This window comes from Sphingomonas sp. RS2018 (genome assembly GCF_054489605.1).
Genome location: NZ_JBTMWL010000002.1, coordinates 677,846 through 704,840, shown reverse-complemented (window position 1 = coordinate 704,840; position 26,995 = coordinate 677,846). Strand labels below are relative to the sequence as shown.

General features: G+C 67.2%; 25 protein-coding genes and 1 tRNA gene. 22 read left to right on the top strand and 4 right to left on the bottom strand.

The genetic code is table 11. The features are described 5' to 3' along the window. The first annotated feature begins 8 nt into the window (after nt 1–8). From ACX40P_RS08520 to alaS, 3 genes are all read left to right on the top strand, one after another. The gene (locus ACX40P_RS08520) at nt 9–1,259 is read left to right on the top strand and encodes a M24 family metallopeptidase (protein ID WP_459125880.1); all 1,251 of its coding nucleotides are present in this window, start codon (nt 9–11) and stop codon (nt 1,257–1,259) included. 141 nt (nt 1,260–1,400) lie between these two features. Continuing rightward, nucleotides 1,401–2,018, top strand: a complete 618-nt coding sequence (locus ACX40P_RS08515; protein ID WP_459125879.1) for a phytanoyl-CoA dioxygenase family protein — start codon at nt 1,401–1,403, stop codon at nt 2,016–2,018. 209 nt (nt 2,019–2,227) lie between these two features. Beyond that, a complete protein-coding gene (gene alaS, locus ACX40P_RS08510) occupies nt 2,228–4,873 on the top strand; it encodes an alanine--tRNA ligase (RefSeq protein ID WP_459125878.1) in 2,646 nt (881 codons plus the stop codon). A gap of 44 nt (nt 4,874–4,917) precedes the next feature. Here alaS and ACX40P_RS08505 read toward each other — a convergent pair whose 3' ends face one another. From ACX40P_RS08505 to ACX40P_RS08495, 3 genes are all read right to left on the bottom strand, one after another. Further along, on the bottom strand, nt 4,918–5,331 hold the full coding sequence (locus tag ACX40P_RS08505; protein ID WP_459125877.1) for a hypothetical protein: 414 nt from the start codon (nt 5,329–5,331) through the stop codon (nt 4,918–4,920). Nucleotides 5,332–5,545: 214 nt separating this feature from the next. Beyond that, on the bottom strand, nt 5,546–7,318 hold the full coding sequence (locus tag ACX40P_RS08500) for a cation:proton antiporter domain-containing protein (RefSeq protein ID WP_459125876.1): 1,773 nt from the start codon (nt 7,316–7,318) through the stop codon (nt 5,546–5,548). A 114-nt stretch (nt 7,319–7,432) separates the two neighbouring features. Next, nucleotides 7,433–8,656, bottom strand: a complete 1,224-nt coding sequence (locus ACX40P_RS08495; protein ID WP_459125875.1) for an NADP-dependent isocitrate dehydrogenase — start codon at nt 8,654–8,656, stop codon at nt 7,433–7,435. 118 nt (nt 8,657–8,774) lie between these two features. Between ACX40P_RS08495 and ACX40P_RS08490 the strand changes: the two genes are divergently transcribed. From ACX40P_RS08490 to ACX40P_RS08420, 15 genes are all read left to right on the top strand, one after another. Next, nucleotides 8,775–9,503: a phosphatidylserine decarboxylase gene (locus tag ACX40P_RS08490; RefSeq protein ID WP_459125874.1), complete on the top strand. Its 729-nt coding sequence runs from the start codon at nt 8,775–8,777 to the stop codon at nt 9,501–9,503. Continuing rightward, nucleotides 9,493–10,305 (top strand): CDP-diacylglycerol--serine O-phosphatidyltransferase, encoded by an 813-nt coding sequence (pssA, locus tag ACX40P_RS08485; protein ID WP_459126043.1) that lies wholly within the window; start codon nt 9,493–9,495, stop codon nt 10,303–10,305. The genes ACX40P_RS08490 and pssA overlap by 11 nt, the downstream gene beginning before the upstream one ends. A gap of 483 nt (nt 10,306–10,788) precedes the next feature. Continuing rightward, nucleotides 10,789–11,625, top strand: a complete 837-nt coding sequence (gene rpsB, locus ACX40P_RS08480; RefSeq protein WP_459125873.1) for a 30S ribosomal protein S2 — start codon at nt 10,789–10,791, stop codon at nt 11,623–11,625. A gap of 91 nt (nt 11,626–11,716) precedes the next feature. Continuing rightward, a complete protein-coding gene (gene tsf, locus ACX40P_RS08475) occupies nt 11,717–12,646 on the top strand; it encodes a translation elongation factor Ts (protein ID WP_459125872.1) in 930 nt (309 codons plus the stop codon). Nucleotides 12,647–12,777: 131 nt separating this feature from the next. Then, a complete protein-coding gene (pyrH, locus tag ACX40P_RS08470; protein ID WP_459125871.1) occupies nt 12,778–13,497 on the top strand; it encodes a UMP kinase in 720 nt (239 codons plus the stop codon). Between the two features lie 10 nt (nt 13,498–13,507). Beyond that, nucleotides 13,508–14,065 (top strand): ribosome recycling factor, encoded by a 558-nt coding sequence (gene frr / locus ACX40P_RS08465; protein WP_459125870.1) that lies wholly within the window; start codon nt 13,508–13,510, stop codon nt 14,063–14,065. A 136-nt stretch (nt 14,066–14,201) separates the two neighbouring features. Then, complete coding sequence (locus ACX40P_RS08460) at nt 14,202–14,900, top strand: isoprenyl transferase (RefSeq protein ID WP_459125869.1); 699 nt, start codon at nt 14,202–14,204, stop codon at nt 14,898–14,900. Between the two features lies 1 nt (nt 14,901). Next, a complete protein-coding gene (locus ACX40P_RS08455; protein ID WP_459125868.1) occupies nt 14,902–15,669 on the top strand; it encodes a phosphatidate cytidylyltransferase in 768 nt (255 codons plus the stop codon). Continuing rightward, the gene (locus ACX40P_RS08450; RefSeq protein WP_459126042.1) at nt 15,666–16,823 is read left to right on the top strand and encodes a 1-deoxy-D-xylulose-5-phosphate reductoisomerase; all 1,158 of its coding nucleotides are present in this window, start codon (nt 15,666–15,668) and stop codon (nt 16,821–16,823) included. The genes ACX40P_RS08455 and ACX40P_RS08450 overlap by 4 nt, the downstream gene beginning before the upstream one ends. Before the next feature lie 9 nt (nt 16,824–16,832). Further along, nucleotides 16,833–17,966, top strand: coding sequence for a M50 family metallopeptidase (locus ACX40P_RS08445; protein WP_459125867.1), 1,134 nt, complete (start codon nt 16,833–16,835; stop codon nt 17,964–17,966). Nucleotides 17,967–18,060: 94 nt separating this feature from the next. Continuing rightward, nucleotides 18,061–20,817, top strand: coding sequence for an outer membrane protein assembly factor BamA (gene bamA, locus ACX40P_RS08440; RefSeq protein WP_459125866.1), 2,757 nt, complete (start codon nt 18,061–18,063; stop codon nt 20,815–20,817). Next, on the top strand, nt 20,817–21,497 hold the full coding sequence (locus ACX40P_RS08435) for an OmpH/Skp family outer membrane protein (RefSeq protein ID WP_459125865.1): 681 nt from the start codon (nt 20,817–20,819) through the stop codon (nt 21,495–21,497). Before bamA ends, ACX40P_RS08435 begins: the two co-directional genes overlap by 1 nt. After that, nucleotides 21,494–21,976, top strand: coding sequence for a 3-hydroxyacyl-ACP dehydratase FabZ (gene fabZ, locus ACX40P_RS08430; RefSeq protein ID WP_459125864.1), 483 nt, complete (start codon nt 21,494–21,496; stop codon nt 21,974–21,976). The genes ACX40P_RS08435 and fabZ overlap by 4 nt, the downstream gene beginning before the upstream one ends. A gap of 94 nt (nt 21,977–22,070) precedes the next feature. Next, a complete protein-coding gene (gene rpmE, locus ACX40P_RS08425; RefSeq protein ID WP_459125863.1) occupies nt 22,071–22,301 on the top strand; it encodes a 50S ribosomal protein L31 in 231 nt (76 codons plus the stop codon). 353 nt (nt 22,302–22,654) lie between these two features. Beyond that, a complete protein-coding gene (locus ACX40P_RS08420; protein ID WP_459125862.1) occupies nt 22,655–22,939 on the top strand; it encodes a hypothetical protein in 285 nt (94 codons plus the stop codon). Between the two features lie 7 nt (nt 22,940–22,946). Here the strand turns inward: ACX40P_RS08420 and ACX40P_RS08415 are convergent. After that, nucleotides 22,947–23,036: transfer RNA gene (locus ACX40P_RS08415), tRNA-Ser, on the bottom strand. 110 nt (nt 23,037–23,146) lie between these two features. On the opposite strand from ACX40P_RS08415, the gene ACX40P_RS08410 reads away from it, so the two are divergent. The 4 genes from ACX40P_RS08410 to ACX40P_RS08395 are packed head-to-tail and all read left to right on the top strand — an operon-like array spanning nt 23,147 to nt 26,994. Further along, on the top strand, nt 23,147–24,178 hold the full coding sequence (locus ACX40P_RS08410) for a lytic murein transglycosylase (protein ID WP_459125861.1): 1,032 nt from the start codon (nt 23,147–23,149) through the stop codon (nt 24,176–24,178). 40 nt (nt 24,179–24,218) lie between these two features. Next, nucleotides 24,219–25,406, top strand: coding sequence for a D-alanyl-D-alanine carboxypeptidase family protein (locus ACX40P_RS08405; protein ID WP_459125860.1), 1,188 nt, complete (start codon nt 24,219–24,221; stop codon nt 25,404–25,406). Further along, complete coding sequence (gene tmk, locus ACX40P_RS08400; RefSeq protein ID WP_459125859.1) at nt 25,403–26,029, top strand: dTMP kinase; 627 nt, start codon at nt 25,403–25,405, stop codon at nt 26,027–26,029. Before ACX40P_RS08405 ends, tmk begins: the two co-directional genes overlap by 4 nt. After that, nucleotides 26,026–26,994, top strand: a complete 969-nt coding sequence (locus tag ACX40P_RS08395) for a DNA polymerase III subunit delta' (RefSeq protein ID WP_459125858.1) — start codon at nt 26,026–26,028, stop codon at nt 26,992–26,994. Before tmk ends, ACX40P_RS08395 begins: the two co-directional genes overlap by 4 nt. Nucleotide 26,995: the final 1 nt, after the last annotated feature.

Sequence of the window (26,995 nt, the reverse complement as noted above, 5' to 3'; positions counted from 1 at the left end):
TTGTAACCATGATCCTGACCCGCCGCACGATGCTCGCCGCCGCCGGCACCCTTCCGCTGCTCGCCCGCCCGGGCCTGCTGCGCGCCGCCGAGCCCGACCTGTCGGCGCTGTCCGACATCACCACCGGCGCCCGCCCGATCGACGCGGCCGAGCGTGCCGCCCGCATCGCCCGCGCCCAGTCGCTAATGCGCGCGAACGGCATCGGCGCGGTACTGGTGGAGGCGGGATCGAGCCTCACCTATTTCACCGGCGTCCGCTGGGGCCGCAGTGAGCGGCTGACCGCCGCCGTCCTGCCGGTCGAAGGCCCGGCGCTGATCGTCACGCCGTTCTTCGAGGAACCCTCGGTCCGCGAATCGCTCGGCATCGCAGCGGAGGTGCGCGTGTGGCAGGAGGACGAGGAACCGCTGGCGCTGGTCGCCGCCTTCCTGAAGGAACGCCGCCTCGCCGCCCGCCCGGTCGGCATCGAGGAGACGGTGCGCTACTTCGCGGTCGACGGCCTCCGCCGCGCGCTGCCCGGCGCCCGCCTCGTCACCGCCAACCCGGTCGTGCGCGGATGCCGCATGGTGAAGACGCCCGCCGAGATCGCGCTGATGCAGGCCGCGACCGACGTCACCATCGCCGCCTATCGCTGGACCTGGCCGCGCGTCGAAATCGGCATGTCGAACGCTGACATCGGCGCAATGATGACCGCCGCGACCCGCAAGCTCGGCGGCAGTCCAGAATTCTCGCTGGTGCTGATCGACGCCGCCGCGGCGCTGCCCCACGGCAGCCGCAAGCCGCAGGTCGTACGCGACGGCTCGGTCGTGCTGATCGACTGCGGCTGCACCGTGCAGGGCTATCAGTCCGACGTCTCGCGCACCTTCGTGAAAGGCACGCCGAGCGCCGAAGTCGCGAAGGTCTGGAACGACGTCCACGCCGGCCAGCAGACCGCCTTCGCCGCCGCCCGCCTCGGCGCGACCGCGGGCAGCGTCGACGACGCTGTCCGCGCCAGCTACGAAGCGAAGGGCTACGGCCCCCGCTACCGCCTGCCCGGCCTGTCGCACCGCACCGGCCACGGCATCGGCATGGACGGTCACGAACCGGTCAACCTCGTCCACGGCGAGACGACGCGCCTCGCGCCCGGCATGTGCTTCTCGAACGAGCCCGGGCTGTATCTGCCGGGCCGGTTCGGCGTCCGGCTGGAGGACTGCTTCCACATGACGGCGGCGGGACCGAAGTGGTTCAGCGAACCACCGGCATCGATCGAGGCGCCGGTTTGAGCAGGGGAAACTTTCCTTCTTCGTCATCCCCGCGAAGGCGGGGATTCATTGCCGCCGAGCGATGTGCTTCTCACGACGGTCACCCGGTATCAGTAGCCGCACTACGCCGGGACGGCGTGATTTGAGGCACGCCGATGAACCATGTCGAGCTTGCCGACCTCACCGCGTGTTTTCGCGAACTTCCCGTCCGACCGTCCCGGGTATCGATTCTCACCGATCAAGGCAGGTGAGCTGGCCGCCGTCCGCCGCGTCACCGCCGACCTGAGCGCTGCATTGGGCTCGCCGCGACCCGTCGTCCGGGCGATCCTGTTCGATAAGCGTGACGGCGCGAACTGGGCGCTGGGCTGGCATCAGGATCGCACGATCGAGGTGGCCGAACGCGTCGACGTCCTGGGTTTCAGTCCGTTCACCGGGAAGCAGGGACGGCTGCACGTGGCGCCGCCGATCGATGTCGTCGAGCGCATGATTACGGTCCGGCTGCACGTCGATGCCGTGGATGATAACAACGCGCCGCTGGTCGTCGCCCCGGGCTCGCGTGCGGTCGGCTTCGTGGCGGAGAGCGGGATCGCCGCGGTCGTCGCTGCCTGCGGCGAAATGTCCTGCCTGGGTCCTACGGGGGCGGTCTGGCTTTATGCCACGCCTATCCTGCATCGATCGGCTCGCGCCTTTCCCGGACGAAGACGCCGTGTCCTGCAATGCGACCGCGCCGGCTTCGACCTGCCCGGTGGCCTGCGCTGGTCGACCGACACGTCCGCATGAGATAGAAGATAGCGCTGTCCTACAGACCCGCTCCCGTGCTTCACCCTTCACCCACATCATGAGGACCGCCATGCTCCTCCCATTCACGCCTGCGCGCTCGATCCGCTGGCCGAAAGTTCCGAAATGGGTCGCTTTCCCGGAACCTTCGGAACCTGCGCCGCATGATGCCGACGCTTGAGCGTCGCCCGCGCCTCCACTAAGCGGCGATCATGACCTCGACGAACGACATCCGCCGCAGCTTCCTCGACTATTTCGGCAAGGCGGGGCACCGCATCGTGCCGTCCGCGCCGCTGGTGCCGCAGAACGATCCGACGCTAATGTTCGTCAACGCCGGAATGGTGCCGTTCAAGAACGTGTTCACCGGGCTGGAAACGCGACCCTACACCACCGCGACCTCATCGCAGAAATGCGTCCGCGCCGGCGGCAAGCACAATGATCTCGACAACGTTGGCTATACCGCCCGTCACCATACGTTCTTCGAAATGCTCGGCAATTTCTCGTTCGGCGACTATTTCAAGGAACAGGCGATCACGCATGCGTGGACGCTGCTGACGAAGGAGTGGGGTCTGCCGGCGGACCGGCTGACCGCCACCGTCTATCACACCGACGATCAGGCATTCGACCTGTGGCGCAAGATCGCGGGGCTCCCCGAAGAGCGGATCATCCGTATCGCGACCAAGGACAATTTCTGGGCGATGGGATCGGACGGGCCGTGCGGGCCGTGTTCGGAGATCTTCTACGACCACGGCGACCACATCTTCGGCGGCCCCCCCGGCAGCCCGGACGAAGACGGCGACCGCTTCGTCGAGATCTGGAACCTCGTTTTCATGCAGTTCGTGCAGGAGGCGGACGAGATCGTCGGCGACCTGCCACGCCCCTCGATCGACACCGGCATGGGGCTGGAGCGCGTCGCGGCGGTGCTGCAGGGCGTCACCGACAATTACGACACCGACACGTTCAAGGCGCTGATCGCCGAGAGCGGCGCGCTCACCCAGACCGCGACGACCGGCGACAACCAGGCCAGCCACCGGGTCATCGCCGATCATATCCGCACCTCGGGCTTCCTGGTGGCCGACGGCGTGCTGCCGGCCAACGAAGGGCGCGGCTACGTCCTGCGCCGCATCATGCGCCGCGCGATGCGCCACGCCCACCTGCTCGGCGCGAAGGAGCCGTTGATGCACCGCATGGTGCCGTCGCTCGTCGCCGAGATGGGCGGCGCCTTCCCCGAACTGGTGCGCGCGCAGCCGCTGATCGAGGCGACGCTGCTGCAGGAGGAAACCCGCTTCCGCCGCACGCTCGCCAACGGTCTGAAGCTGCTCGACGAGGCGACCGGCGAGATGGGCGAGGGTGAGACGCTGCCCGGCGCGACCGCGTTCAAGCTCTACGACACCTTCGGCTTCCCCTACGACCTGACCGAGGACGCGCTGCGGCCACAGGGCATCGCCGTCGATCGCGCCGGTTTCGATGCGGCGATGGCCGAGCAGAAGGCGGCGGCGCGCGCGGCGTGGAAGGGATCGGGCGCCCGCGCCTCCGACGACATCTGGTTCGAAGTGGCCGAGGAAACCGGCGCGACCGAATTCACCGGCTATGCCAGCGACACAGGCGAGGCGCAGGTCGTCGCGATCGTCAAGGACGGCGCCCGCGTCGATGCCGCGCAGGCCGGCGAGACGGTCGAGATCCTCGTCAACCAGACGCCCTTCTACGGCGAGAGCGGTGGTCAGGTCGGCGATGCCGGCACGCTTTTGGGCGACCACGTCCACGCCACCGTCACTGACACACAGAAGCATCTCGGCAAGCTGCACGGCCATGTCGCGACGATCGACAGCGGCTCGGTGAAGGTCGGCGACACCGTCCGTCTCGCCATCGACCTCGACCGCCGCCGGGCCATCCGCGCCAATCACTCGGCCACCCATCTGCTCCATGCCGCGCTACGCGAGCGGCTCGGCACCCATGTCGCGCAGAAGGGCTCACTGGTCGCGCCCGAGCGGCTGCGCTTCGACGTCTCCCATCCCTCCGCCATGTCGCCGGCCGATCTCGCGCAGGTCGAGGCGGACGTGAATGCGCAGGTCCGCTCGAACTCGCTGGTCACCACCCGGCTGATGACGCCCGACGACGCCATCGCGGAAGGCGCGATGGCGCTGTTCGGCGAGAAGTACGGCGACGAGGTGCGGGTCGTCGCGATGGGCACGGAGGATGAAGGCCGGACCTATTCGGTCGAGCTGTGCGGCGGCACCCACGTGGGCGCGCTGGGCGAGATCGGCCTGCTCAAGATCGTCGGCGAAGGCGCTGTCAGTTCCGGCGTGCGCCGCGTCGAGGCGCTGACCGGCGAAGCCGCGCGCCGTTACATGGCCGCGCGCGACGACAAGCTGCGCGAGGCTGCGGCCACGCTCAAGACGACGCCGGACGACGTTCCATCGCGGGTTGCGGCACTGATCGAGGATCGCCGCCGGCTGGAGCGCGAACTCGCCGACGCCAAGAAAGCACTAGCGATGGGCGGCGGCTCAGGCGTTGAAGCGGCCGGCCCGGAGATGATCGGTGACATCGCTTTCGTCGGGCAGGTACTCGATGGGTTCGAAGCCAAGGGACTGCGCGGTGCCGTCGATGAGGCGAAGGCGCGCATCGGCTCCGGCGTCGCGGCGCTGGTCGCGGTTAATGACGGTCGGGCCACGGTAGCGGTCGGCGTCACCGCCGATCTGGTCGGACGCTACAGCGCAGTCGATCTGGTGAAGGCCGGCGTCGCCGCGGTCGGCGGGCAGGGCGGGGGCGGTCGTCCCGATATGGCACAAGGCGGTGGGCCAGACGGTGCTGCGGCTGCTGCGGCGATCGATGCAGTCCGCGCGGCATTGGCTGGCTAAGCGAAAGGCCCGCCGCCCCGGTTAGGCGACGGGCCGGTCGGTCTTTACTTGGCGCCGCCCATTGCGGCGTTGAACTGATCGGCGGTCAGGCCGACGATGACGCCGCCCTGCGCGTCGGTCGAGAAACCGGTGACCGGCAGGCGGACATCGCCCTTGGCGCTGGTCAGCGTCACGAACTCGGCATCGACCGCCTTGATCGTGCCGAGCTGGGCCGAACCGTTGAGGCTCTTGACCGGCGTTCCGGCGACCAGCTTGGCCTTCAGCTCGGCCTGCGTCTTGGCCGACTGCTCGGCGTGATTGGCCTCCAGCTGCGCCTTGGTGACGGCGACGATCGGCCCGTTCGGCCCCGGCGTCATCGACGTCAGCGGATAACCGATCTTGGCAGTGCCCGTGTTGATGACGGCGACGCCGCCGTTGATGGCTTCGATGGTCCCGACCGCACCGCCGGCCGTGTCCACGACAGTCGCGCCGACGGCCGGAGCTGCCGGGGCCGGCGCTGCCTGAGGGATGGGTGTGCGGCCAGGCTGAACCGGTGCTGCAGGGGTCGCTTGCAAGGCTGCCGCCGTCATCATGGCGAGGGTGAGGATCGTCATCTTAGTCTCCGAATTGCGATGATTCGGAAAGACAACGATCAAAAGCGCACCGGGGTTTCCCCCATGCGCCGAAACCTGCTCAGACCGCCTCGCCCTTGCGCCGTAACCGCCGGATGCGCGGCTCGCGGTCCATGCTTGCTTCGGCCTTGATCTGCTGGCGCATTTCGTCGCGCTTTTCGTGGATCGAGGCGATGACGGGTCCCATCGCCACGCCGATATCGACCAGCACGGCCTCCGACAGCTGCAGCGAGCTTTCGAGCGTTTCCGGCACAGCGTCGGTGACACCGGCCTTGTAGAGTTCGGCCGCGTGGCTGGCATCGCGGGCACGGGCGATGATCGGCAGGCCCGGCACCCACGCCCGCACCCGCCGCGCCAAGCTGACGGTCAGCACCGGATCGTCCATCGTCAGAATCAGCGCGTCGGCGTGACCAAGCCGCAGGCGGTCGACCATCTCGCTGCGGGCAACATCGCCGAAGATGACCGGATAGCCGTCCTTGCGGGCGGCATTCACGCCGTCGATGTCGGCATCCACCGCGACGAAGGGCTTGCCATGAACCTTCAGCATGTCGGCGACAGTGCGGCCGACCCGGCCGAAGCCGATGATGACTGTGCCCGGGCGATCCGCGTCGATCTCCGGGTCGGCGATCCGTTCCTGCCGGTCGATGCGCCGGGCAATGCCCTGTCCGGCGCGGGCGAGAAGGGGGGTGACCGTCAGGCCGATCGCGGTGACCGTGGTCCAGAACGCGGCGGTCGTCGGCATGATGAGCGCGGCCTGCGTCGCGACGCCCAACACGATGATCGTCGTCTCCGACGGGCTCGACATCAGGATGCCGGCCTCCGCTGCGGTGCCGGTGCGGGTGCCCTTCAGCTTCAGCAGGGCGGTCGTCACCACCGCCTTCACGCCCATCACGCCGACAAGCGCCGCCAGCAGCGCCGGCCAGTTCGCCGCGACCAGCCGGAGGTCGAGCCGCATGCCGACCGTCAGCAGGAATACGCCGAGCGCCAGCCCCTTGAACGGCTCGGTCATCACCTCGACTTCGCGGGCATACTCCGTCTCGGCGATCAGCAGGCCCGCTAGCAGAGCGCCGACGATCGGTGAGAGTCCCGCTGCCGTGGTGATAAGGCTGGCGACGATGACGACGAGGAGGCTGGCGGCGAGGAACAGCTCGGGGCTTTTCGTTCGCGCGGCCTGCGCGAACAGCCGCGGCAGGACAAAGCGTCCGGCGGCGAACAGGATCGCCACTGCGATCGCGCCGCGCAGCAGCACCGTCCACAGGCCGTTCCAACCGTCGTCGCTGGCGGTCGGCGCCATCGCACCCAGCGCGAAGATGATCGGCACGAGCGCCAGATCCTCGAACAACAGCATCGCGAAGGCTGGCCGTCCGACCGGGCTGGCCGTACCGACCAGCGGCAGCACGAGCGCGGTGGAGGACAGCGCAAGCGCCAGTCCTAGCCCGATCGATCCGGCCCAAGCCTGACCGACAAGATGCAGCGCGACGCCGATGATGACTGCGGAAATCAGCAGTTCTGACGCGCCCAGCCCGAAGACGAGCTGGCGCATCGCGAACAGGCGCTTCAACGAGAGTTCCAGGCCGATCGAGAATAGCAGCAGGATGATGCCGAGTTCGGCGAACGGCTCGATCGAGGCCGGGTCGCTGATCGTGACGTAATAGAGCCACGGCACGTGCGGGACGAGCGTGCCAAGCCCCGCCGGGCCGACCAGCACGCCGATGAGGATGAAGCCGATCACCGGACTGACCCGGAACCGCGCGAAGGCGGGAATGACGAGCCCCGCCGCCCCGAGGATCACGAGTGCGTCGGAGAAGCCTGCGTTGTCGAGCCGTAATGCCATCGTCGACACCTTAACCGCATTCGGCGCAGTACGTCAGGTCGTTCGTTTCGATGGAGATACTTTTATGTCGCCTGCGAAAGCGGGGCCGGGGAACGCTCCCCGGCCCGTCGCAGCTTACTGCCAGCTGCCCATCTTGGTTTCGAGGTTGACGCGGACCGCCTCGAAGAACTGTTCGGTCGTCATCCACGGCTGATCCGGGCCGATCAGGATCGCGAGATCCTTCGTCATCTTGCCGCTCTCGACCGTCTCGATGCAGACGCGCTCCAGCGTCTCGGCGAAACGCGTCACATCGGGCGTCTCGTCGAACTTGCCGCGGAACTTCAGGCCACCGGTCCACGCGAAGATCGATGCGATCGGATTGGTCGACGTGGCCTTGCCCTGCTGATGCTGGCGATAGTGGCGCGTCACCGTGCCGTGCGCGGCCTCGGCTTCGACGGTCTTGCCGTCAGGCGTCATCAGCACCGACGTCATCAGGCCGAGCGAACCGAAGCCCTGCGCAACCTGATCCGACTGCACGTCGCCGTCGTAGTTCTTGCAGGCCCAGACGAATTCGCCGTGCCACTTGAGCGCGGAGGCGACCATGTCATCGATCAGGCGATGTTCGTAGACGATGCCCGCCGTCTTGAACTGGTCGACGAATTCGGCCTCGTACACTTCCTGGAAGATGTCCTTGAAGCGGCCGTCATAGGCCTTGAGGATCGTGTTCTTGGTCGACAGATACAGCGGCCAGCCGCGGCCGAGCGAGTAGTTCATCGATGCGCGCGCGAAATCGCGGATCGACTGGTCGAGATTGTACATGCCCATCGCCACGCCGGCCTCGGCGAAGTCGTAAACGTTCTTCTCGATGATGGTGCCGTCCTCGCCCTCGAACTTCATGGTCAGCTTGCCGGCGCCCGGCACCTTGAAGTCGGTCGCGCGATACTGGTCACCGAAGGCGTGGCGGCCGACGACGATCGGGTGGGTCCAGCCCGGGATCAGCCGCGGAACGTTCTTGATGACGATCGGCTCGCGGAAGATCACGCCGCCCAAGATGTTGCGGATCGTGCCGTTCGGCGACTTCCACATGTCCTTCAGGCCGAATTCCTCGACGCGCGCCTCGTCCGGCGTGATTGTCGCGCACTTCACGCCGACGCCGTGACGCTTGATCGCGTTGGCCGAATCGATCGTGATCTGGTCGTTGGTTTCGTCGCGCTTCTCGACGCCCAGGTCGTAATATTCGAGCTCGATGTCGAGATACGGCTTGATGAGGCGCTCGCGAATCCACTCCCAGATGATGCGGGTCATCTCGTCGCCGTCGATCTCCACGACGGGCGTCTTCACCTTGATCTTTGTCGCCATGCTGATGCGTATCCTTGGAAGCTGGAAGGGGTTGCACATGCTCCTAGGAGGCGTGCGCCGCGCGATCAACCGCCCTTCCGGCGTTGTCAGGCGGGGAGGGGGCGGCTAGGCAGGCGGGATGACATCACTCGAAAAGCCGGCCGTGGGCACCACGACCGTCAAGTGGCGGTTCCCCGGCGTTCATCCCGAGGGCCGCAAATACGTCGCCATCGCCTTCGGCCTGACGCTGTTGCTGACGATCGTCAGCAAGGTGCTGTTCTGGCCGATGATCGGCCTGACGATCTGGGTGGCTGCGTTCTTCCGCGATCCGGTACGCGTCACGCCGCAGGGCGACGGGCTTATCGTGTCACCCGCCGACGGCCTTATTACGATGATCGAGCGTGTGCCGGTGCCGCGCGAGCTTGCCGGCCCGAACGGGCTGGGCGATGCGCCGCTGGTGCGCGTCTCCGTGTTCATGAGCGTCTTCGACGTTCACATCAATCGCACGCCGATTTCGGGCGTCGTCCGCCAAGTCGTCTATATCTCGGGCAAATTCCTGAACGCCGACCTCGACAAGGCGAGCGAAGAAAATGAGCGCCAACATTTCGTGGTCGAGGGCGCGGATGGCGTCCGCGTCGGCTTTACCCAGATCGCTGGCCTTGTCGCGCGCCGCATCCTGACCTTCACGAAGGTCGGCGATATCGTCGCGGTGGGTCAGCGCATCGGCCTGATCCGCTTCGGCAGCCGCGTCGACGTGTATCTGCCCGACGGGATCGAGCCGCAGGTCGCTCTGGGCCAACGCGCGATCGCGGGCGAGACCGTGCTCGGTCGCCCCGGCGTCGCAAGGGCGGTTGGCATTGCCCAGTAACGGCGGGACCGAGCATCGCGGCAGCCGGCTGCGTCGACAGGCGAGCGGTATTCCCCTGCGCGCGGTCGTGCCGAATGCGGTCACGGCGCTCGCACTTTGCTCCGGCCTCACTGCGATCCGCTATGCGATCGGCCAAGAGTGGGAACGCGCGGTGATCTTCATCATGGCGGCGGGCGTGCTCGACGGCATCGACGGACGCATCGCACGCATGCTGCGCGGCGAAAGCCGCTTCGGCGCGGAACTCGATTCGCTGGCCGACGCGATCGACTTTGGCGTCACGCCGGCGATCGTCGTCTATCTATGGTCGTTGCAGATCTCGCCGCGGTTCGGCTGGCTGTGTGCGTTGCTATACGCGGTGTTCTGCGCGCTTCGGCTGGCCCGGTTCAATGCCCGCATCGATGTGACGGAACAGCCGCACAAATCGGCGGGCTTTTTGACCGGCGTTCCGGCACCCGCCGGCGCCGGCCTCGCGCTGATGCCGCTCTATCTGTCGTTCATCACCGACGAGCCGATCTTCCGCTCGCCGTTGCTTGCCGGACCGTGGCTCGTCTTCATCGCGCTGCTGATGGTGTCGAACATCGCGACCTATAGCTGGACGTCGCTGAAGCTGCGGCGGACGGTGCGGTTCGATGCGATCGTCGTGGTCGTGCTGATCGCGGCGGCGCTGATCTCCGCGCCGTGGCAGACGCTGACCGTGATCTGCACGCTTTACCTCGTGTCGATCCCGTTCAGCATCCGCAGCTATTCGAAGGTCAGGCGGCTGCGCGCTGAGGCGACGGGCGCACCACGCGTCGCACTCTGACATCGCGCACCGTGCTACGGATCGGCGCGGCGACGGTCGCATCGATTGTCAGCAGCGGGCCGTTGCGAAGCAAGTCGACGATCCGTGCGCGTTCCGGCGCGATCGTCGACCACAACGTCCAGACACAGAGGGCGGTCGTTCCGCCGAATACGATCAGGGCCACAATCGCCATCTCTGCTGCTCCTCGCCGGGCCTCACCCGAAATCTACGTGAATCCAGACGTTTGCCGAACATGGTTGTTCCCCAAACGCTCGCGACAACGTCTCCGTTCTCGCGATAGACGTTATATGTTCCTTTCATGTTCCGTTTGTCAAGCGGGCGGGGACTATTGCGGCAGGCAGCTGTCGCTTGCGTTTCCGTCGGCGCTCGACTAAGCGCGCGCCCTCAACCCCGCATGGGAAGCACATAAACCGGTGCCCGGTCGGACCTTAGCGTCTGCCTTGGTCATCGCTTCCCAGAGGCTCAACCGGAAGGAATTATCCTATGGCGGCACCCGTCGTCTCCATGCAGGCATTGCTCGAATCGGGCGCGCACTTCGGCCACCAGACCCACCGCTGGAACCCGAAGATGAAGCCTTACATCTTCGGCGATCGCAACGGCGTCCACATCCTCGACCTGTCGCAGACCGTGCCGCTCTTCGCGCGCGCGCTCGAATTCGTCAGCGCATCGGTCGCCTCGGGCGGCAAGGTGCTGTTCGTCGGCACCAAGCGCCAGGCGCAGGAGCCGATCGCCGAGTCCGCGCGTCGCGCCGGCCAATATTACGTCAACCATCGCTGGCTGGGCGGCATGCTCACCAACTGGAAGACCATCTCGGGTTCGATCAAGCGCTTCAAGGCGCTGGACGAGCAGCTCTCGGGCGACACCGCCGGCCTGACGAAGAAGGAAGTCCTGCAGCTGACGCGGGAGCGCGACAAGCTGGAGCTGTCGCTTGGCGGCATCAAGGACATGGGCGGCATCCCCGACATCATGTTCGTGATCGACGCGAACAAGGAAGAGCTGGCGATCAAGGAAGCCAACACGCTGGGCATCCCCGTCGTCGCGATCCTCGATTCGAACGTCAGCCCGGACGGCATCGCCTTCCCGGTTCCGGCGAACGACGACGCGAGCCGGGCGATCCGCCTGTATTGCGAAGCCATCGCCATCGCCGCGACCCGTGGCAGCCAGCAGGGCCAGGCCAACCGTGGCGTCGACCTCGGCGCGCAGGAGGAAGCTCCCGTCGAGCCGGCGCTGACCGAAACCGCGTCGGCAGAGCCCGAGCATCCCGCCGCCGCCACCACGCCGGAGACGGCCGCCGAGGGCGAGCGCCAGATCGACGCGTAAAGCGTCCCTGAACCGTAACATCGGCGGGGCAGGGCATCATGACGCCCTGTCCCGCCGCATTCGTATCTAACGCTTAGTCAAGGAATTCGAGATGGCCGATATCACGGCAGCGATGGTCAAGGATCTGCGCGAGAAGAGCGGCGCGGGCATGATGGATTGCAAGAAGGCGCTGGCCGAGAACGACGGCAACGTCGATGCCGCCATGGACTGGCTGCGCACCAAGGGTCTGGCCGCCGCCGCCAAGAAGTCGAGCCGCACCGCCGCCGAAGGTCTGGTCGGCGTCGCCGTCGCCGGCACCAAGGGCGCGGTCGTCGAGGTGAATTCGGAAACCGATTTCGTCGCGAAGAACGACCAGTTCCAGTCGTTCGTGAAGGACGTAACCGCACTCGCGCTGAGCGAAGGCGACGATCTGGATGCGCTGAAGGCCGCGAACATGCCGTCGGGCAAGACCGTCGAGGAGGCGCTGACCAACAACGTCGCCACGATCGGCGAGAACCAGTCGCTGCGTCGCGCCAAGCGTCTCGAAGTCACGCAGGGCGCGGTCATTCCGTACATCCACAACGCGCAAGCGCCGGGTCTCGGCAAGATCGGTGTGCTCGTCGCGCTGGAATCGGATGCGGGTGCCGATGTGCTCGAGCCGCTGGGCAAGAGCATCGCGATGCACGTCGCCGCCGCCTTCCCGCTGGCGCTGGACGAAACCGGCCTCGACCAGACCGTGATCGAGCGCGAGCGCGCGATCGCGACCGAGAAGGCCAGCGAGAGTGGCAAGCCCGCCGACATCGTCGCGAAGATGGTCGAAGGCTCGATCAAGAAGTTCGCCAAGGAAAACGCGCTGCTGAGCCAGCTGTTCGTGATGGACGGCAAGACGCCGGTCGCCGACGTCGTCGCGAAGGCAGCGAAGGATGCGGGCAAGACGATCACGCTGGTCGACTATGTCCGCTTCCAGCTGGGCGAGGGCATCGAGAAGGAAGAGAGCGACTTCGCCGCCGAAGTCGCCGCGACGGCGGGCATCGCTCGCTAAGCCAGGGCACCGCGCGTGACGGCATGACGCCGGACGCGCGGCGACCCCACGGATTGTCATTGGCAAGGCGGCGCGGTCCCACTAGGGTCCGCGCCGCTTCCGTATCCACTGTAACGAGTTATTCCGCCCCCATGAGCACGCCCCGATTCAAGCGCATCCTGCTGAAACTGTCGGGCGAAGTGCTGATGGGTGAGGGCGGTCTGTCGATCGATCCGGACATGATCGGCCGCGTCGCCGCCGAGATCGCCGATGTCCGCGCGCAGGGCTATGAGCTGTGCATCGTCGTCGGCGGCGGCAACATCTTCCGCGGTATCTCGGGTGCGGCGCGCGGCATGGACCGCGCGACCGGCGATTACATGGGCATGCTGGCGACCGTCATGAACGCGCTCGCCGTGCAGAACGCGCTGGAACAGATCGGCGTGTCGACCCGAGTCCAGTCGGCGATCCCGATGGCCAGCGTGTGCGAACCCTTCATCCGCCGCCGCGCCGAGCGTCACCTGGAAAAGGGTCGCATCGTGATCTTCGCGGCGGGCGTCGGCTCGCCTTTCTTCACCACCGATTCGGGCGCCGCGCTGCGTGCCGCCGAGATGAAATGCGACGCGCTGTTTAAGGGCACCTCGGTTGACGGCATCTATGACGCCGATCCCAAGCAGGTGCCGGGCGCGACACGCTACGAAACGGTCAGCTACGATCGCGTGCTGTCCGACAATCTGAAGGTCATGGATGCCTCCGCCGTCGCGCTCTGCCGCGACAACAGCATCCCGATCGTCGTCTTCAACATCCGCGAACGCGGCAACCTGGCGCGCGTGCTGGCGGGCGATGGCGTGTCGACGGTCGTGCAGCCCGCTTAGGAGAATTTCGATGCCAGCCTATGACAAGTCCGACCTCGAACGCCGTATGGCCGGCGCGGTCGAAGCGCTGAAGAGCGACCTGATCGGCCTGCGCACCGGTCGCGCGTCGGTGAACCTGCTCGATCCGGTGACGGTTGAGGTCTACGGCGCGCACATGCCGCTGAACCAGGTCGCGACCGTATCCGCGCCGGAGCCGCGCCTGCTGAGCGTGCAGGTCTGGGACAAGACGAACGTTGGCCCCGTCGACAAGGCGATCCGCTCGGCGGGGCTCGGCCTCAACCCGATCGTCGATGGCCAGACCCTACGCCTGCCGATCCCCGACCTGACCGAGGAGCGCCGCAAGGAGCTGGCGAAGCTCGCCGGCAAATATGCCGAGGCGGCCCGCATCGCCGCGCGCAACGTCCGCCGTGACGGCATGGATCACCTGAAGACCGACGAGAAGAAGGGCGTTTTCGGCGAAGACGACCGCAAGCGCCACGAGACCGAGGTCCAGAAGCTGACCGACGCCACCATCGCCGACATCGACGCGGCGGCGGCGGCGAAGGAAAAGGAAATCATGAACAAGTGACCCGAGAACGGCGCTCGCGCCGGTCAGGGCATGCCGGGGGCATGCCTGGCGGGTCACTCCCCGAACGGCGCTCGCGCCGGTCAAGGCATGCCGGCGGCATGCCTGGCGGGGCACTCATTCCTCGCCGGGCGAACGTATGACGGTTCCCCGCCACGTCGCGATCATCATGGACGGCAACGGCCGCTGGGCGAAGACCCGGCTGCTGCCGCGCATCGCCGGCCATCGCAAGGGCGTGGAGGCGGTGCGCAAGGTCGCGCGCGCCGCGCGTGAGCTCGGCATCGAGGTGCTGACGCTCTACGCCTTCTCGTCGGAAAACTGGCGCCGCCCGGCCGAGGAGGTCGGCGACCTGATGGGGCTGCTGCGCCGCTTCATCCAGGAGGATATCGACGAGTTCGATCGGGAGGGCGTGCGCCTCTCGGTGATCGGCGACTATCGCAAGCTGGCGCCCGACCTGGTCTCCCTGATCGACTCCGCGGTAGCGCGCACTGCGGGCAATCCGGGGCCGAACCTCGTCATCGCGCTCAACTATGGCGCGCAGGCGGAGATCGCCGCCGCCGCGCGCCTTCTGGCCGAGCGCGTGCAGGCGGGCGAGATTCCCCCCGCCGCGATCGACGAGGCCGCGTTCGAGCGCGCGCTTCAGAGCGGGGCGCTGCCGCCGGTCGATCTGCTGATCCGTACCTCGGGCGAGAAGCGGCTGTCCAATTTCCTGCTGTGGCAGGCGGCCTATGCCGAACTGCTGTTCGTCGACACGCTGTGGCCCGATTTCGACGGGGCGGCGCTGTCGGCGGCGATTGGCGCGTTCGGCCAGCGCCAGCGCCGCTTCGGAGGGCTGTGACGTGAACGAACTCGCCCGGCGCAGCGCCTCCGCCGTCGTGCTCATCGCGCTCGCCGCGGCGGCGCTGTGGCTCGGCGGGTTCGCTTTCTGGCTGCTCGCCGCCGTCGCCGGTCTGCTGATGATGGCCGAATGGTCGACCATGCAGGGCGCGGACGCAAAGACGAAGCGCAACGGGCAGCTCGCGATATCGGTGCCGCTGGCGATCATGTGCCCGCTGGCGGCGGGCCCCGGCTTCCTCGCGCTCGGTCTGATTGCGGGTGCTGGCTTCTTCGTCGCGGCGACGACGCGGCGCAGCGTGCTGGGCTGGGGTGCGGCTTATGTCGGGCTGCCGGTGCTGGCACTGCTGGTGTTGCGCGATCAGCCGGAGCGCGGCCTGCTGCTCGCCTTCTGGGCGATGGCACTGGTCTGGGCGACCGACATCGGTGCCTATTTCGCCGGCCGCAGCATCGGCGGGCCGAAGGTGGCGCCGGCGATCAGCCCGAACAAGACCTGGGCCGGGCTGATCGGCGGCGTCGTTGCTGCCACCGCCTTCGCCTTCGCGCTGCATGTCTGGGCTGGTCTCCCGTTCCGGCTCGTGATGGCGACGCCGGTGCTGGCGGTCGCGTCGCAGGCGGGGGACTTCTTCGAAAGTTGGCTGAAGCGGCGCGCGGGCGTCAAGGACTCGGGCACGCTGCTGCCTGGGCACGGCGGGGTTATGGACCGACTGGACGGTCTGGTGCCGGTCGCACCGCTCGCCGCGCTGCTGGTCGAGGTGCCCAAGTGGCTGTGAAGCGCGTCACCATATTGGGCGCGACGGGATCGGTCGGCAGCTCGACGCTGGACCTTATCGAGCGATCGCCCGAGGCGTTTCAGGTCGTCGCGCTGACCGCCCACCGCGATGTCGCCAAGCTCGCCGATGCCGCGCGCCGCACGAATGCGCGCCTCGCCGTGGTCGCCGACGCCGAATGCCTGCCAGCGCTACGCGACGCTCTCGCTGGCAGCGGGATCGCGACGACGGGCGGCGCGGATGCGGTATGCGAGGCCGCGGCGATGGACGCCGACTGGACGATGGCGGCGATCGTCGGCTGCGCGGGACTGAAGCCCGTGATGCGCGCGATCGAGCAGGGCAGGGCGGTCGCGCTCGCCAACAAGGAGGCGCTGGTTTCGGCCGGTGACGTCATGACGGCGGCGGTGCGCGGGAGCGGCACGACGCTGCTACCCGTCGACTCCGAGCATAACGCGATCTTCCAGTGCCTGGAGCCAGCCAACCGCGCCCGCGTCCGCCGCGTCGTGCTGACCGCCAGCGGCGGCCCGTTCCGCGACTGGGACGCCGACCGGATGGCCGCGATCACACCCGAACAGGCGGTCGCGCATCCCAACTGGTCGATGGGTGCAAAGATCTCGGTCGATTCGGCGACGATGATGAACAAGGGGCTGGAGCTGATCGAAGCGCGGCATCTGTTCGCACTCGATCCCGACCAGCTCGACGTCATCGTCCACCGCCAGTCGGTCATTCACTCGATGGTCGAATATGTCGACGGGTCGATGCTGGCGCAGATGGGACCGGCCGACATGCGCGTGCCGATCGCGCATGCGCTCGCCTGGCCGGACCGGATGGCGACGCCGATGGCGCCGCTCGACCTCGCGCGTGTAGGGCGGCTGGATTTCGAGGCGGCGGACCCGGTGCGTTTCCCCGCGCTGCGGCTGGCACGGCAGGCGATGGCGGCGGGCGGCGCGCGCCCCGCGATCCTGAACGCGGCCAACGAGATCGCGGTGGCGGCGTTTCTCGATCGCCGCATCGGCTTCCTCGAAATTGCCGCAATCGTCGCCGATACGCTCGACAGTTACGATCCGGGATCGCCGGACAGCCTGGATGCCGTACTGGACGTCGACGCGGGGGCGCGACGGATCGCGCGGGATCGTGTGGACGCCAGCGTCCAATAGGATTGATGCGTGATCGAAGCTCCCGGATTCCTGATCTACATCCTCGCGTTCCTGCTGGTGCTCGGCCCGCTCGTGTTTCTGCACGAATATGGCCATTACATCGCCGGGCGCTGGTTCGGGGTGAAGGCGGACGAATTCTCGATCGGCTTCGGTCGCGAGATCGGCGGCTTCACCGATACGCGCGGCACGCGCTGGAAGTTCGGCTGGCTGCCGCTCGGCGGATACGTCAAGTTCGCTGGCGACATGAACCCGGCGAGCCAGCCGAGCGCCGAATGGCTGCAGATGCCGCCCGCCGAGCGCGCGAAGACGTTCCAGGCCAAATCATTGTGGCAGCGTGCGATCATTGTCGCCGCGGGGCCGATCGCCAATTTCATCGTCGCGATCATTATCCTGTCCGGCTTCGCGCTGCTGTTCGGTCAGCCGAGCACGCCGAGCGTCGTCCGCGAGGTCGTGCCGGCCAGCGCCGCCGCGCGCGCCGGGTTGCAGGCGGGCGACCGCATCGTCGCGATGGGCGGGCGTGGCACGGCGACGTTCGATACCGTCGCCAAATACGCCGCGCTGCGGCCGAGCGAGCGGGTGACGATCGAGTTCGATCGCGGCGGGCGCGTGATGTCGACGGTTGCGACGCTGGGCGAGCGGCAGGAGCGCGACCGCTTCGGCAACGTGTTCCGCATCGGTACGCTCGGCGTCGCTTCGGGTCGACAGGTGTGGCAGCCGGTATCGGCGTTCGAAGCGCCGCTCGTCGGCGTGCGCGAAACCGAGCGGATCGTGCAGATACAGGTCGATGGTCTGGCGCAGATCATCACCGGCCGTCGCTCGGTCAAGGAACTCGGCGGGCCGTTGCAGATCGCGCGCGTCTCGGGCGAGTCCCTGAAGCTGGGGCCAGAGGCGTTCGTCTTCCTGATCGCGCTGATCTCGATTAATCTCGGATTCATCAACCTGTTGCCAGTCCCGATCCTCGACGGTGGTCATCTGCTGTTCTATGCGATCGAGGCGGTGCGACGCCGGCCGGCCAGCCCTCGGGCGATGGAATGGGCCTTTCGCGGCGGACTGGCGGCGATCCTGACGCTGATGTTGTTCGTGACGGTCAACGATCTGGGTACCTTCGGCTTGTGGCGCAGCATCGCCGGCTTGATCGGATGATGCCGTTGGGGCAGGGCGACGCAGTTGTGTATTTCTCGTGTGTTTCTGACTTCGTTTGGGGTGGGATTTAGTGATTTCGAATAAGACCTCGACGATGTCCACGCGCGTGGCGGCGGGACTGATGGCAGGAACGATCCTGGCCAGCCTGCCGCTGTCGGCGCAGGGGCAGGCTGGACGACGGCCGCCGCAGCGTCCTGCAGCGGCGCCGGCACAGAACACGCCAGAGCCGCCCGTCGTCGTCGCCGCGACCCCGGATGCGCGTATGGTGAAGAGCCTGCGCGTCGAGGGATCGCAGCGCGTCGAGCCGGAAACCGTGCTCAGCTATACTCGCCTGCGCGTGGGTCAGGCTTACAACAACGAGAGCGTCGATCAGGCGATCAAGGATCTGCTCAATTCCGACCTGCTGGCCGACGTGTCGATCGCGGGCGTGGAGTCGGGCGATCTCGTGGTGCGCATCCGCGAGAATCCCATCATCAACCGCGTGGTGCTGGAGGGCAACAAGCGGCTGAAGAACGACAAGATCGAGAAGGAACTGAAGCTCAAGCCGCGCCAGATCTTCACCCGCTCGGCCGTCCGCGCCGATGTGGCGCGCATCATCGAGCTGTATCGCCGCCAGGGCCGCTTCGCCGCCGTGGTCGAGCCCAAGCAGGTCAGCCTCGATCAGAACCGCGTCGACGTGATCTTCGAGATCCGCGAAGGGCCGAAGTCCAAGGTCCGCCAGATCAACATCATCGGCAACGAGGTGTTCGACGACGGCAAGCTCCGCAAGGAGATGGTGACCAAGGAATCGCGCCTTACGACGATCCTGTCGTCGAACACGTCCTACGACCAGGACCGGATGGCGTACGACCAGCAGAAGCTGCGGCAGTTCTACCTGACCGAGGGCTATGCCGATTTCCGCGTCATCTCCGCCGTCGCCGAGCTGACGCCGGACAAGCGCGACTTCATCATCACCTATGTCGTCGAGGAAGGTCCGCGCTACAAGTTCGGCGACGTCACCGTCGACAGCGAGATCCGCGACTTCAACAACACGACGCTCGCCGCATCGCTGCCGATGAAAAAGGGCGACTTCTTCAACGCAACCCTCGTCGAGAACTCGGTCGAGCAGCTGCAGGAAGCCGCCGGCCTGTTCGGCTATGCGTTCAGCGACGTCGAGCCCGAGTATCAGCGCGACCGCGACACGCTGACGATGGGGATCAACTTCCGCATCAAGGAAGCGAATCGCACGTATATCGAGCGCATCGACATCACCGGCAATACGCAGACGCAGGACAAGGTGGTCCGGCGCGAAATGCGCGTGGCCGAGGGCGACGCCTTCAACACCTTCCTCGTGAAGCGTTCGACCGATCGCATCAACTCACTCGGATACTTCCAGGAGAAGTTCGAGATCGAGCAGAAGCCGGGGTCGACCCCCGACCGCATCGTGCTGGCCGCGAATGTCGAGGAAAAGGCAACCGGCGAGCTGTCGCTGTCGGCGGGCTTTTCGAGCCTCGAGCGCTTCATCCTCCAGGCTTCGATCCGCCAGCGCAACTTCCGCGGCAAGGGGCAGGATTTGCGCGCCTCGGTCAATTATTCCAGCTATTCGAAGGCGGTGGAGCTTGGTTTCACCGAGCCGTATCTGTTCGACAAGAACATCGCGCTGGGTGGCACGATCTTCCGGCGCGATCTGAACGCCTTCAACTTCAACGGCAACGATCGCCAGACGACCTACTCGCAGATCTCGACCGGCTTCCAGTTGGCGACGGGTACGCCGCTGACCGAATATTGGACGCTGTCGACCCGCTACACGTTGCAGCAGGACGACGTCGATCTCGACCGCGCGACCTATTTCACCAACGGCGTCTGCGATCCGCTGAAGGCCGGCCGCTACCTCTGCGACGCGATCGGCAACCGTTTGACCTCGTCGATCGGTCTGGGGCTCAGCTACGACAGCCTCAACAGTCGCCTGCGCCCCACCGCCGGCCAGCGCCTGTCGCTCGGCTTCGATTTCGCCGGGCTCGGCGGCGACGTCCGTTACTTGCGCGGCCGCGCGGAAGGATCGAAGTTCTGGGGCCTCGGCCGCAGCGGCTTCGTGTTCTCGCTGGTGGGTGAGGGTGGCTATATCCACAGCCTTGAGGATAGCCGCGGCCCCGGCATCGATCCGGTGCGCATCACCGACCGCTTCTACCTCGGCGAGCCGCAGTTCCGCGGCTTCGACATCCGCGGCGTCGGGCCGCGCGTGCAGCGGGTCAGCTTCACCGGCGATGCGGCGACGGGCAATCAGGCGCTGGTCACCGATCGCGACCAGATCATCGATGACGCGCTGGGCGGCCGGGCCTATTATCTCGGCAGGGCCGAACTCGAGATTCCCCTGGGCGCCGGTGCGCGTGAGCTGGGGCTACGGCCGTCGATCTATCTCCAGGCCGGTGCGCTGTTCGGCGTGACCCGTCCGCTGCCGACGATTTCCTTCCCGCAGGCGCGCAACGCCGACGGGTCGCTGCGCTTCAACGCCGATGGATCGCCGACGCTGTTGCCGCTGACGACGTTCGTGAAGGACGACCAGGGCCGTCAGCTCTACGTCGTCAACAACGCCGACTCGACGGTCGCCTACACGACCTGTTCGGTCGGCAGCTCGCCGACGTTCGGGGGCCCGTGCGTCGGCAGCCAGATCAACTCGCCGTTCACGCAGGATACGCCTGCGTTCGTCGAACGGTTCGTCGGCGATTCGGCCAAGCCGCGCCTTTCGGTCGGTATCGGCGTCAACTGGAATTCGCCGTTCGGCCCGCTGCGCATCGATGTCGCCAAGGCGCTGCTGAGCCAGCCCGGCGACGACACCAAACTCGTTACCTTCAACGTAGGGACCCAGTTCTAATGAAGACGATCAAGATGATGTTGCTCGCCGCCGCCGTGGCCGTTCCCGGCACGATGGCGCTGACCGCCCCGGCTTCCGCCCAGTCGGTCGCCGTCGCCGATCCGAACGCAGCCGTCGCCCGCAGCGCCGCATGGACCGCCGCGCAGACGCAGATCCAGGCGACCTACAAGGCGCAGCTCGATCAGGCCGAGGCGCGCCGCACCGCGATCGCGACCGAGTTGCAGCCGCTCTACACCGCGTTCGAGACGGCGCGCGCCGCCCCCAATGCGAACGAAGCGGCGCTGCGCACGCAGGCTAACACCATCCAGACCCGCGAGACCGCGGGTAACGCCGAGTTGCAGCGCATCACCGCGCCGGCATCGCGCGCACAGGCGTTCGCGCTCGAGCAGATCCAGCGCCAGTTGAGCGCCGCAGTGCAGGCCGCTGTCACCCGCAAGGGCGTGCAGGTGCTGTTGCGTCCCGACGCCGCGCTGTTCGCCGCGCCGACCGCCGACATCACCGCCGACATCACGACCGAGCTGAACCGTCTGGTTCCCTCCGTGACCACGACGCCGCCCGCGAACTGGCAGCCGGGTCAGCAGGGCCAGGGCGCTGCACCCGCCGGCACCGCCCCGACGACGCGTCCGGCCACGACCCCTTCGACGACCCCGGCCCGCCCGGCGGCGCCGCGCGGTCGATGAGCGAAGGCGAGGTGACGACGACGTCCATCGGCCCGCTCGATATCGGGCGGGTGATGGCGGCGTTGCCGCACCGCTATCCGATGCTGCTGGTCGACCGTGTCGAGGAGCTGATCCTCGACCGGTCGATCGTCGCCATCAAGGCGGTGTCGATGAACGAGGAGTTCTTCCAGGGACATTTCCCGGGAAGGCCGATCATGCCCGGCGTCCTTCAGGTCGAGGCGCTGGCGCAGGCGGCGGGTGTGCTCGCGGTCGAGAGCCTCGGGCTCGCCGGCTCGGGCAAGCTCGTCTATTTCATGTCGATCGACAATGTGAAGTTCCGCAAGCCCGTCGAACCCGGCGTGCTGCTGCGGCTCGAGGTCGAGTTCGTCCAGAAGCGGTCGCGGGTGTGCAAGTTCGCCGGCCGCGCGATGCTGAATGGCGACGTCGCGACCGAATGCGAATTCACCGCGATGATCGCCGATCCGCCTAAGGCGGACTGAGCGGCCTCTCACGACTTGTGTTTCGGCGCGCGCCTGTGTAGGCGCGCGCTTTCTTTGGCTGGTCGGAAACCAGCCGCAATTCCGGAGATTTCCCATGAAGGCCGACACGCACCCCGACTACCACATGATCAAGGTGCAGATGACCGACGGCACCGTGTTCGAAACCCGCTCCACCTGGGGCAAGGAAGGCGACACGATGACGCTCGACATCGATCCGCTGGCGCACCCGGCATGGACCGGCGGCCGCGGCAATCTAATGGACACCGGTGGCCAGGTCGCGCGCTTCAACAAGCGCTTCGGCAGCCTGACGCTCGGCAAGAAGTAAGCGGGTATCGACGCCGCGTGGATGACACGCGGCGTCTACTACACGGGTGTGTCGTCTGGCGCGCTGGCGCCCGCCACCCGATTGTTCGCTACCGTTGCGATCCTCCGAGCGCTTGGACGCCTCGATCCCTCACGATCTCCTGACATCGCGATGTCCGTCGTGCCGGTAAACCATTTCGTCGCCAACATCGTCTATGTCCTTGTCAGGCCCGTCCGGTTCGCGCAGCTTGCGACGCGTATAGGGGCTTGGGGGAGCACGGAATGTCGTTCGGGGGCATAGTCATACTTGCGGTACTCGCTTGGCCAGGGAGCACACCGCAGCCAAGCCTTGCGATCACGCCTCCCAGCGCAATGATGACGACCCGGATCGCGAATTCGACGCCGGGTCTGTCGCTCGTTCGAGCAAATCTACAGCCCCTGACCGCCGCCGTGCATGCACTGTCGGCGCCGCGCCTCGATACGCGCCTGCGTTCGCACGATCCGTTGCAATTTGCCGGTGTGCGCGCCCTGCGCTTCGACCGCGGACGCTATCGTCCATCACAGATCGACGCCAAGCTGGAGTTGCGGATGACCGGTGATTCGACCAGCGTTGGTCTTGGCGGCGCGGTATCCCGCTTGCTGCGGCAGGTCGCCAAGTAACGGGTATTGGCGGAAGAGGTGGGATTCGAACCCACGGACGGCTTGCACCGTCGACGGTTTTCAAGACCGTTGCCTTAAACCACTCGGCCACTCTTCCTGTGCGCGCCCGCTTACGGCGGGTGCGATCATTTGTGCAAGTGTCGGGACGGTCGGGGTTCAGTCTCGCGACCCGCTGTGGCATCAGGCGCATCGTGCAGGGGGCGTCGTATGCGGTTGCGTAGCTGGTTCAGGATGACGGCGGTGGCGGCGCTGTCGCTCGCGTCGTCGGCTTCGGCACAGGACGATTCGGGTTTTCGGGATTTCCTCCAGTCGATCCGCGGGCGCGCGATCGCGGAGGGCGTGCAGCCGGCGACGTTTGATTCGGTCGCAGCGGGCCTGACCTTCAACCCGCGCGTCGTCGCGCTCGACCGGCAGCAGCCGGAGTCTGCGCCCAACGCGCCGATTCCGAACTTCGCGCCCTACCGCGCCCAGCATGTCGATACCGCCCGCATCACGCGCGGTCGGATCGCCTATGCCCGCAATCGCGGGCGTCTCGAACGGATCGAGACGGAGACGGGCGTGCCCGAGTCGATCATGGTCGCGATCTGGGGGCATGAGACGAATTACGGCAGCTATACCGGCGACTTCGACCTGCCGCGTAGCCTCGCTAGTCTTGCCTATGAGGGGCGTCGCCGCGCGCTGTTCACCGACGAATTCATCGCGACGCTGAAGATGATCGACCGCGGCGTGCCCCGCGCGTCGTTGAAGGGCAGCTGGGCGGGGGCGTTCGGCTATCCGCAGTTCCTGCCCTCGGTCTACCTTCGGCTCGCCCGTGACGGCGACGGCGACGGGCGGGCGGACATCTGGTCGAACGAAGCCGATACGCTCGCGTCGATCGCGAACTACTTCGTGGCGGCGGGCTGGCGCGCCGGGCAGCCGTGGGGTGTCGCGGTGACGGTGCCCACCGGATACGACCGCGCCGACCAGCGATCGCGCACGCTCAGCCCGCGCTGTCCGCGCGTCCATGAGCGCCACAGCCGCTGGCGCACAATCCGCGAGTGGCGTGCGCTGGGCTTCGCCACGCAGGGTGCCGCCTGGCCCGCCGACGATGTGCTCGCCTCGCTGATCGAACCCGACGGTCCGGGGCGGACCGCCTATCTGCTGACCGGCAACTACCGCGTCATCCTCGATTATAACTGCTCGAATTTCTACGCGCTTTCGGTAGGGTTGCTGGCCGACGAGGTCGCCCGCCAGCCTTGACCGCCCGCCATTCCAGACGCTCCCAACGCACGGACCCGACATGACCAGCAAGCACATCGCCGCCGCCATCGCTCTCGTCGCGGTCGCCGTTCCTTCCGTCGCCCAGAACCAGGCGACACAGGCGCCGCCGTTCCAGACGGCCGCGCGCGTCGCGTATATGGAGGATCTCTCGACCGGCGCCGTTCTCTACGCCAAGGATGCCGACCTGCGCATGCCGCCGGCGTCGATGGCGAAGATGATGACCGCCTATGTCGCCTTCGACCTCATCAAGAAGGGCGAACTGAAGCTCGACACGGTCGCGGATGTCCGGCCCGAGACATGGCAGAAGTGGCATGGTCCCGCCGCGGGCTCCACGATGTTCCTGTCGCCGGGTGAAAAGGTCAGCGTCGAGAACCTGCTGAACGGCGTCATCGTCCTGTCGGGCAACGACGCCTGCGTCGTGCTCGCCGAGCGCATAGCCGGATCGGAGGAAGCCTTCGTCAACCTCATGAACATGAAGGCGAAGGAGCTGGGCCTGACAAACAGCCACTTCGGCACGTCGAACGGCTGGCCCGACGGCGGCGTGACCTACGTCACCGCGCGCGATCTCGCGCATCTGGCCGATGCGACGATCAAGAACCATCCGCAGCTCTACAAGAAGTTCTATTCGCGCCGCGACTTCACCTGGGGGAAGACGCTCGGGTCGGGCAACGCCATCATCCAGGCGAACCGCGATCCGCTGCTCGGCCGCGTCGCCGGCGCCGATGGTCTCAAGACCGGCCATACCGACGAGGCGGGCTACGGCTTCACCGGATCCGCCGAACAGAGCGGCCGCCGCCTCGTCATGGTCGTCGCCGGCCTCGGCAGTTTCAACCAGCGGATCGAGGAATCGGTGCGCTTCATGGAATGGGGCTTCCGCGCGTGGAAGGCGAAGCCGATCGTCGCCAAGGGCAAGCGCGTCTCGACCGCCGAAGTGCAGAGCGGCAGCGAGAACGAGGTCGGCCTGGTCGCGCCCAATGCGCTGTCGGTCACCATCCCCTCCGGCACCGACCCGAAGATGGCGGCGAAGGTCGTCTATCAGGGGCCGGTAAAGGCGCCGATCAAGGCCGGCCAGCACATCGCCGACCTGATCGTCACGACCGAGGGCGGATCGCCGCAGACGTTGCCGCTGGTTGCCGAGGCCGATGTGGCTGAGGCCGGCTTCTTCGGCCGCGCCTGGGCCGGCCTGCTGTCGCTCGTCGGCGCGTGACGCGCGGGCGCTTCATCTCGCTGGAAGGCGGGGAGGGGGCGGGCAAGTCGACCCAGCTCGCGCTACTGGCGGAGGCGCTGACGGCGCGCGGCCTGTCGGTCGTCACGACGCGGGAGCCCGGCGGGAGTGAGGGCGCCGAAGCCATCCGCGCGCTGCTGATGCAGGGCGATATCGGGCGCTGGAGCCCGCATGCCGAGACGTTGTTGTTCGCCGCTGCTCGTGCTGACCACGTCGAGAAGCGCATCCGGCCCGCGATCGAGAGCGGATCCTGGGTGCTGTGCGACCGCTACGTCGATTCGACGCGCGCCTATCAGGGGGCGCAGGATATCGACGACGCGGCGATCCTCGCGCTGCACGGCTTCGGATCGCGCGGGCTGCTGCCCGATCGCACGCTCGTGCTGTCGATCGACGCGGCGGAAGGCAACGCCCGCGCCAATGCGCGCGATGCCGGCGCGGGGGACCGGTTCGCGCAGCGCGGACCCGACTTCCACAGCGCCGTCGCCGACGCCTTCCGCCGGATCGCCGCGCACGAGCCCGACCGCGTCCGCATCGTCGATGCCGTCGCCGCCCCCGAGGCGGTGACCGCCCGCTTGATCGACGCGATCGCCGACCTGCTGCCATGATCGCCCAGCGCGGCAACGCCGCCGCGCGCGCTGCGATGGCGGCCGCGGTCGATGGCGGCAACCTGCATCACGCCTGGCTGATCGCCGGGCCGGAAGGGGTGGGGAAGGCGAGTTTCGCGCTGGAGACCGCCGAGCGCCTGTTGGCGCGCGCAGCCGGCCCCGGGAGCGATGAGCGCACAGCGGCGATGATCGCGGCGGGATCGCATCCCGATTTCCGCGTGCTGAAGCGCCTGCCCAAGGACGCCGACAAGCCGGACGGAGAGATTGCCCGCTCGATCCCGATCGCGCAGGTCCGCGCGCTTCAGCCGATGCTCGCCACCCGCCCGTCGATGTCGGACGCGCGCGTCATCGTGATCGACTCGATCGACGATCTCGAACGACCCGGCGCCTCCAATGCGCTACTAAAGAATCTGGAAGAGCCGCCCGCCGGCACGATCTTCCTGCTGGTCAGCCATGCACCCGGCCGGCTGCTGCCGACGATCCGCTCGCGTTGCCGCCTGTTGCGGTTCGATCCGCTCGCCGACGACGACGTCCGCGCGGCGGTGCGGGAAGCCTTGCCACAGGCCAGCGATGCAGAGATCGAGACACTGGTGCGCGCCGGCGCCGGTTCGCCCGGTCGGGCGTTGCGCTTCGCCGGGCTGGACCTCGCGATGATCGAGGACGAACTGGCCGGCATCGCCCGCGACGGCGACCGCTCGAACGCCCGCCGCGTGAAGCTGACCAAGGCGCTGTCGCTGAAGGCGGCGCAACCCCGCTATGAGGCGTTTTTGGAGCGCGTCCCCGCCTTCATCGCCGAGCGGGCGAAGGCGATGGACGGCCGGCGGATGCGTGATGCGCTCGACGCCTATGCCGCCGCCGCCGATCTGGCGCGGGTGTCGGTTGCGCAATCCCTCGACGCGGGCACGACGGTGTTCGAGATGGGCGGCCTCGTCGCACGACTGGCGCCGCCGCGCGTGGGCCGCTAGT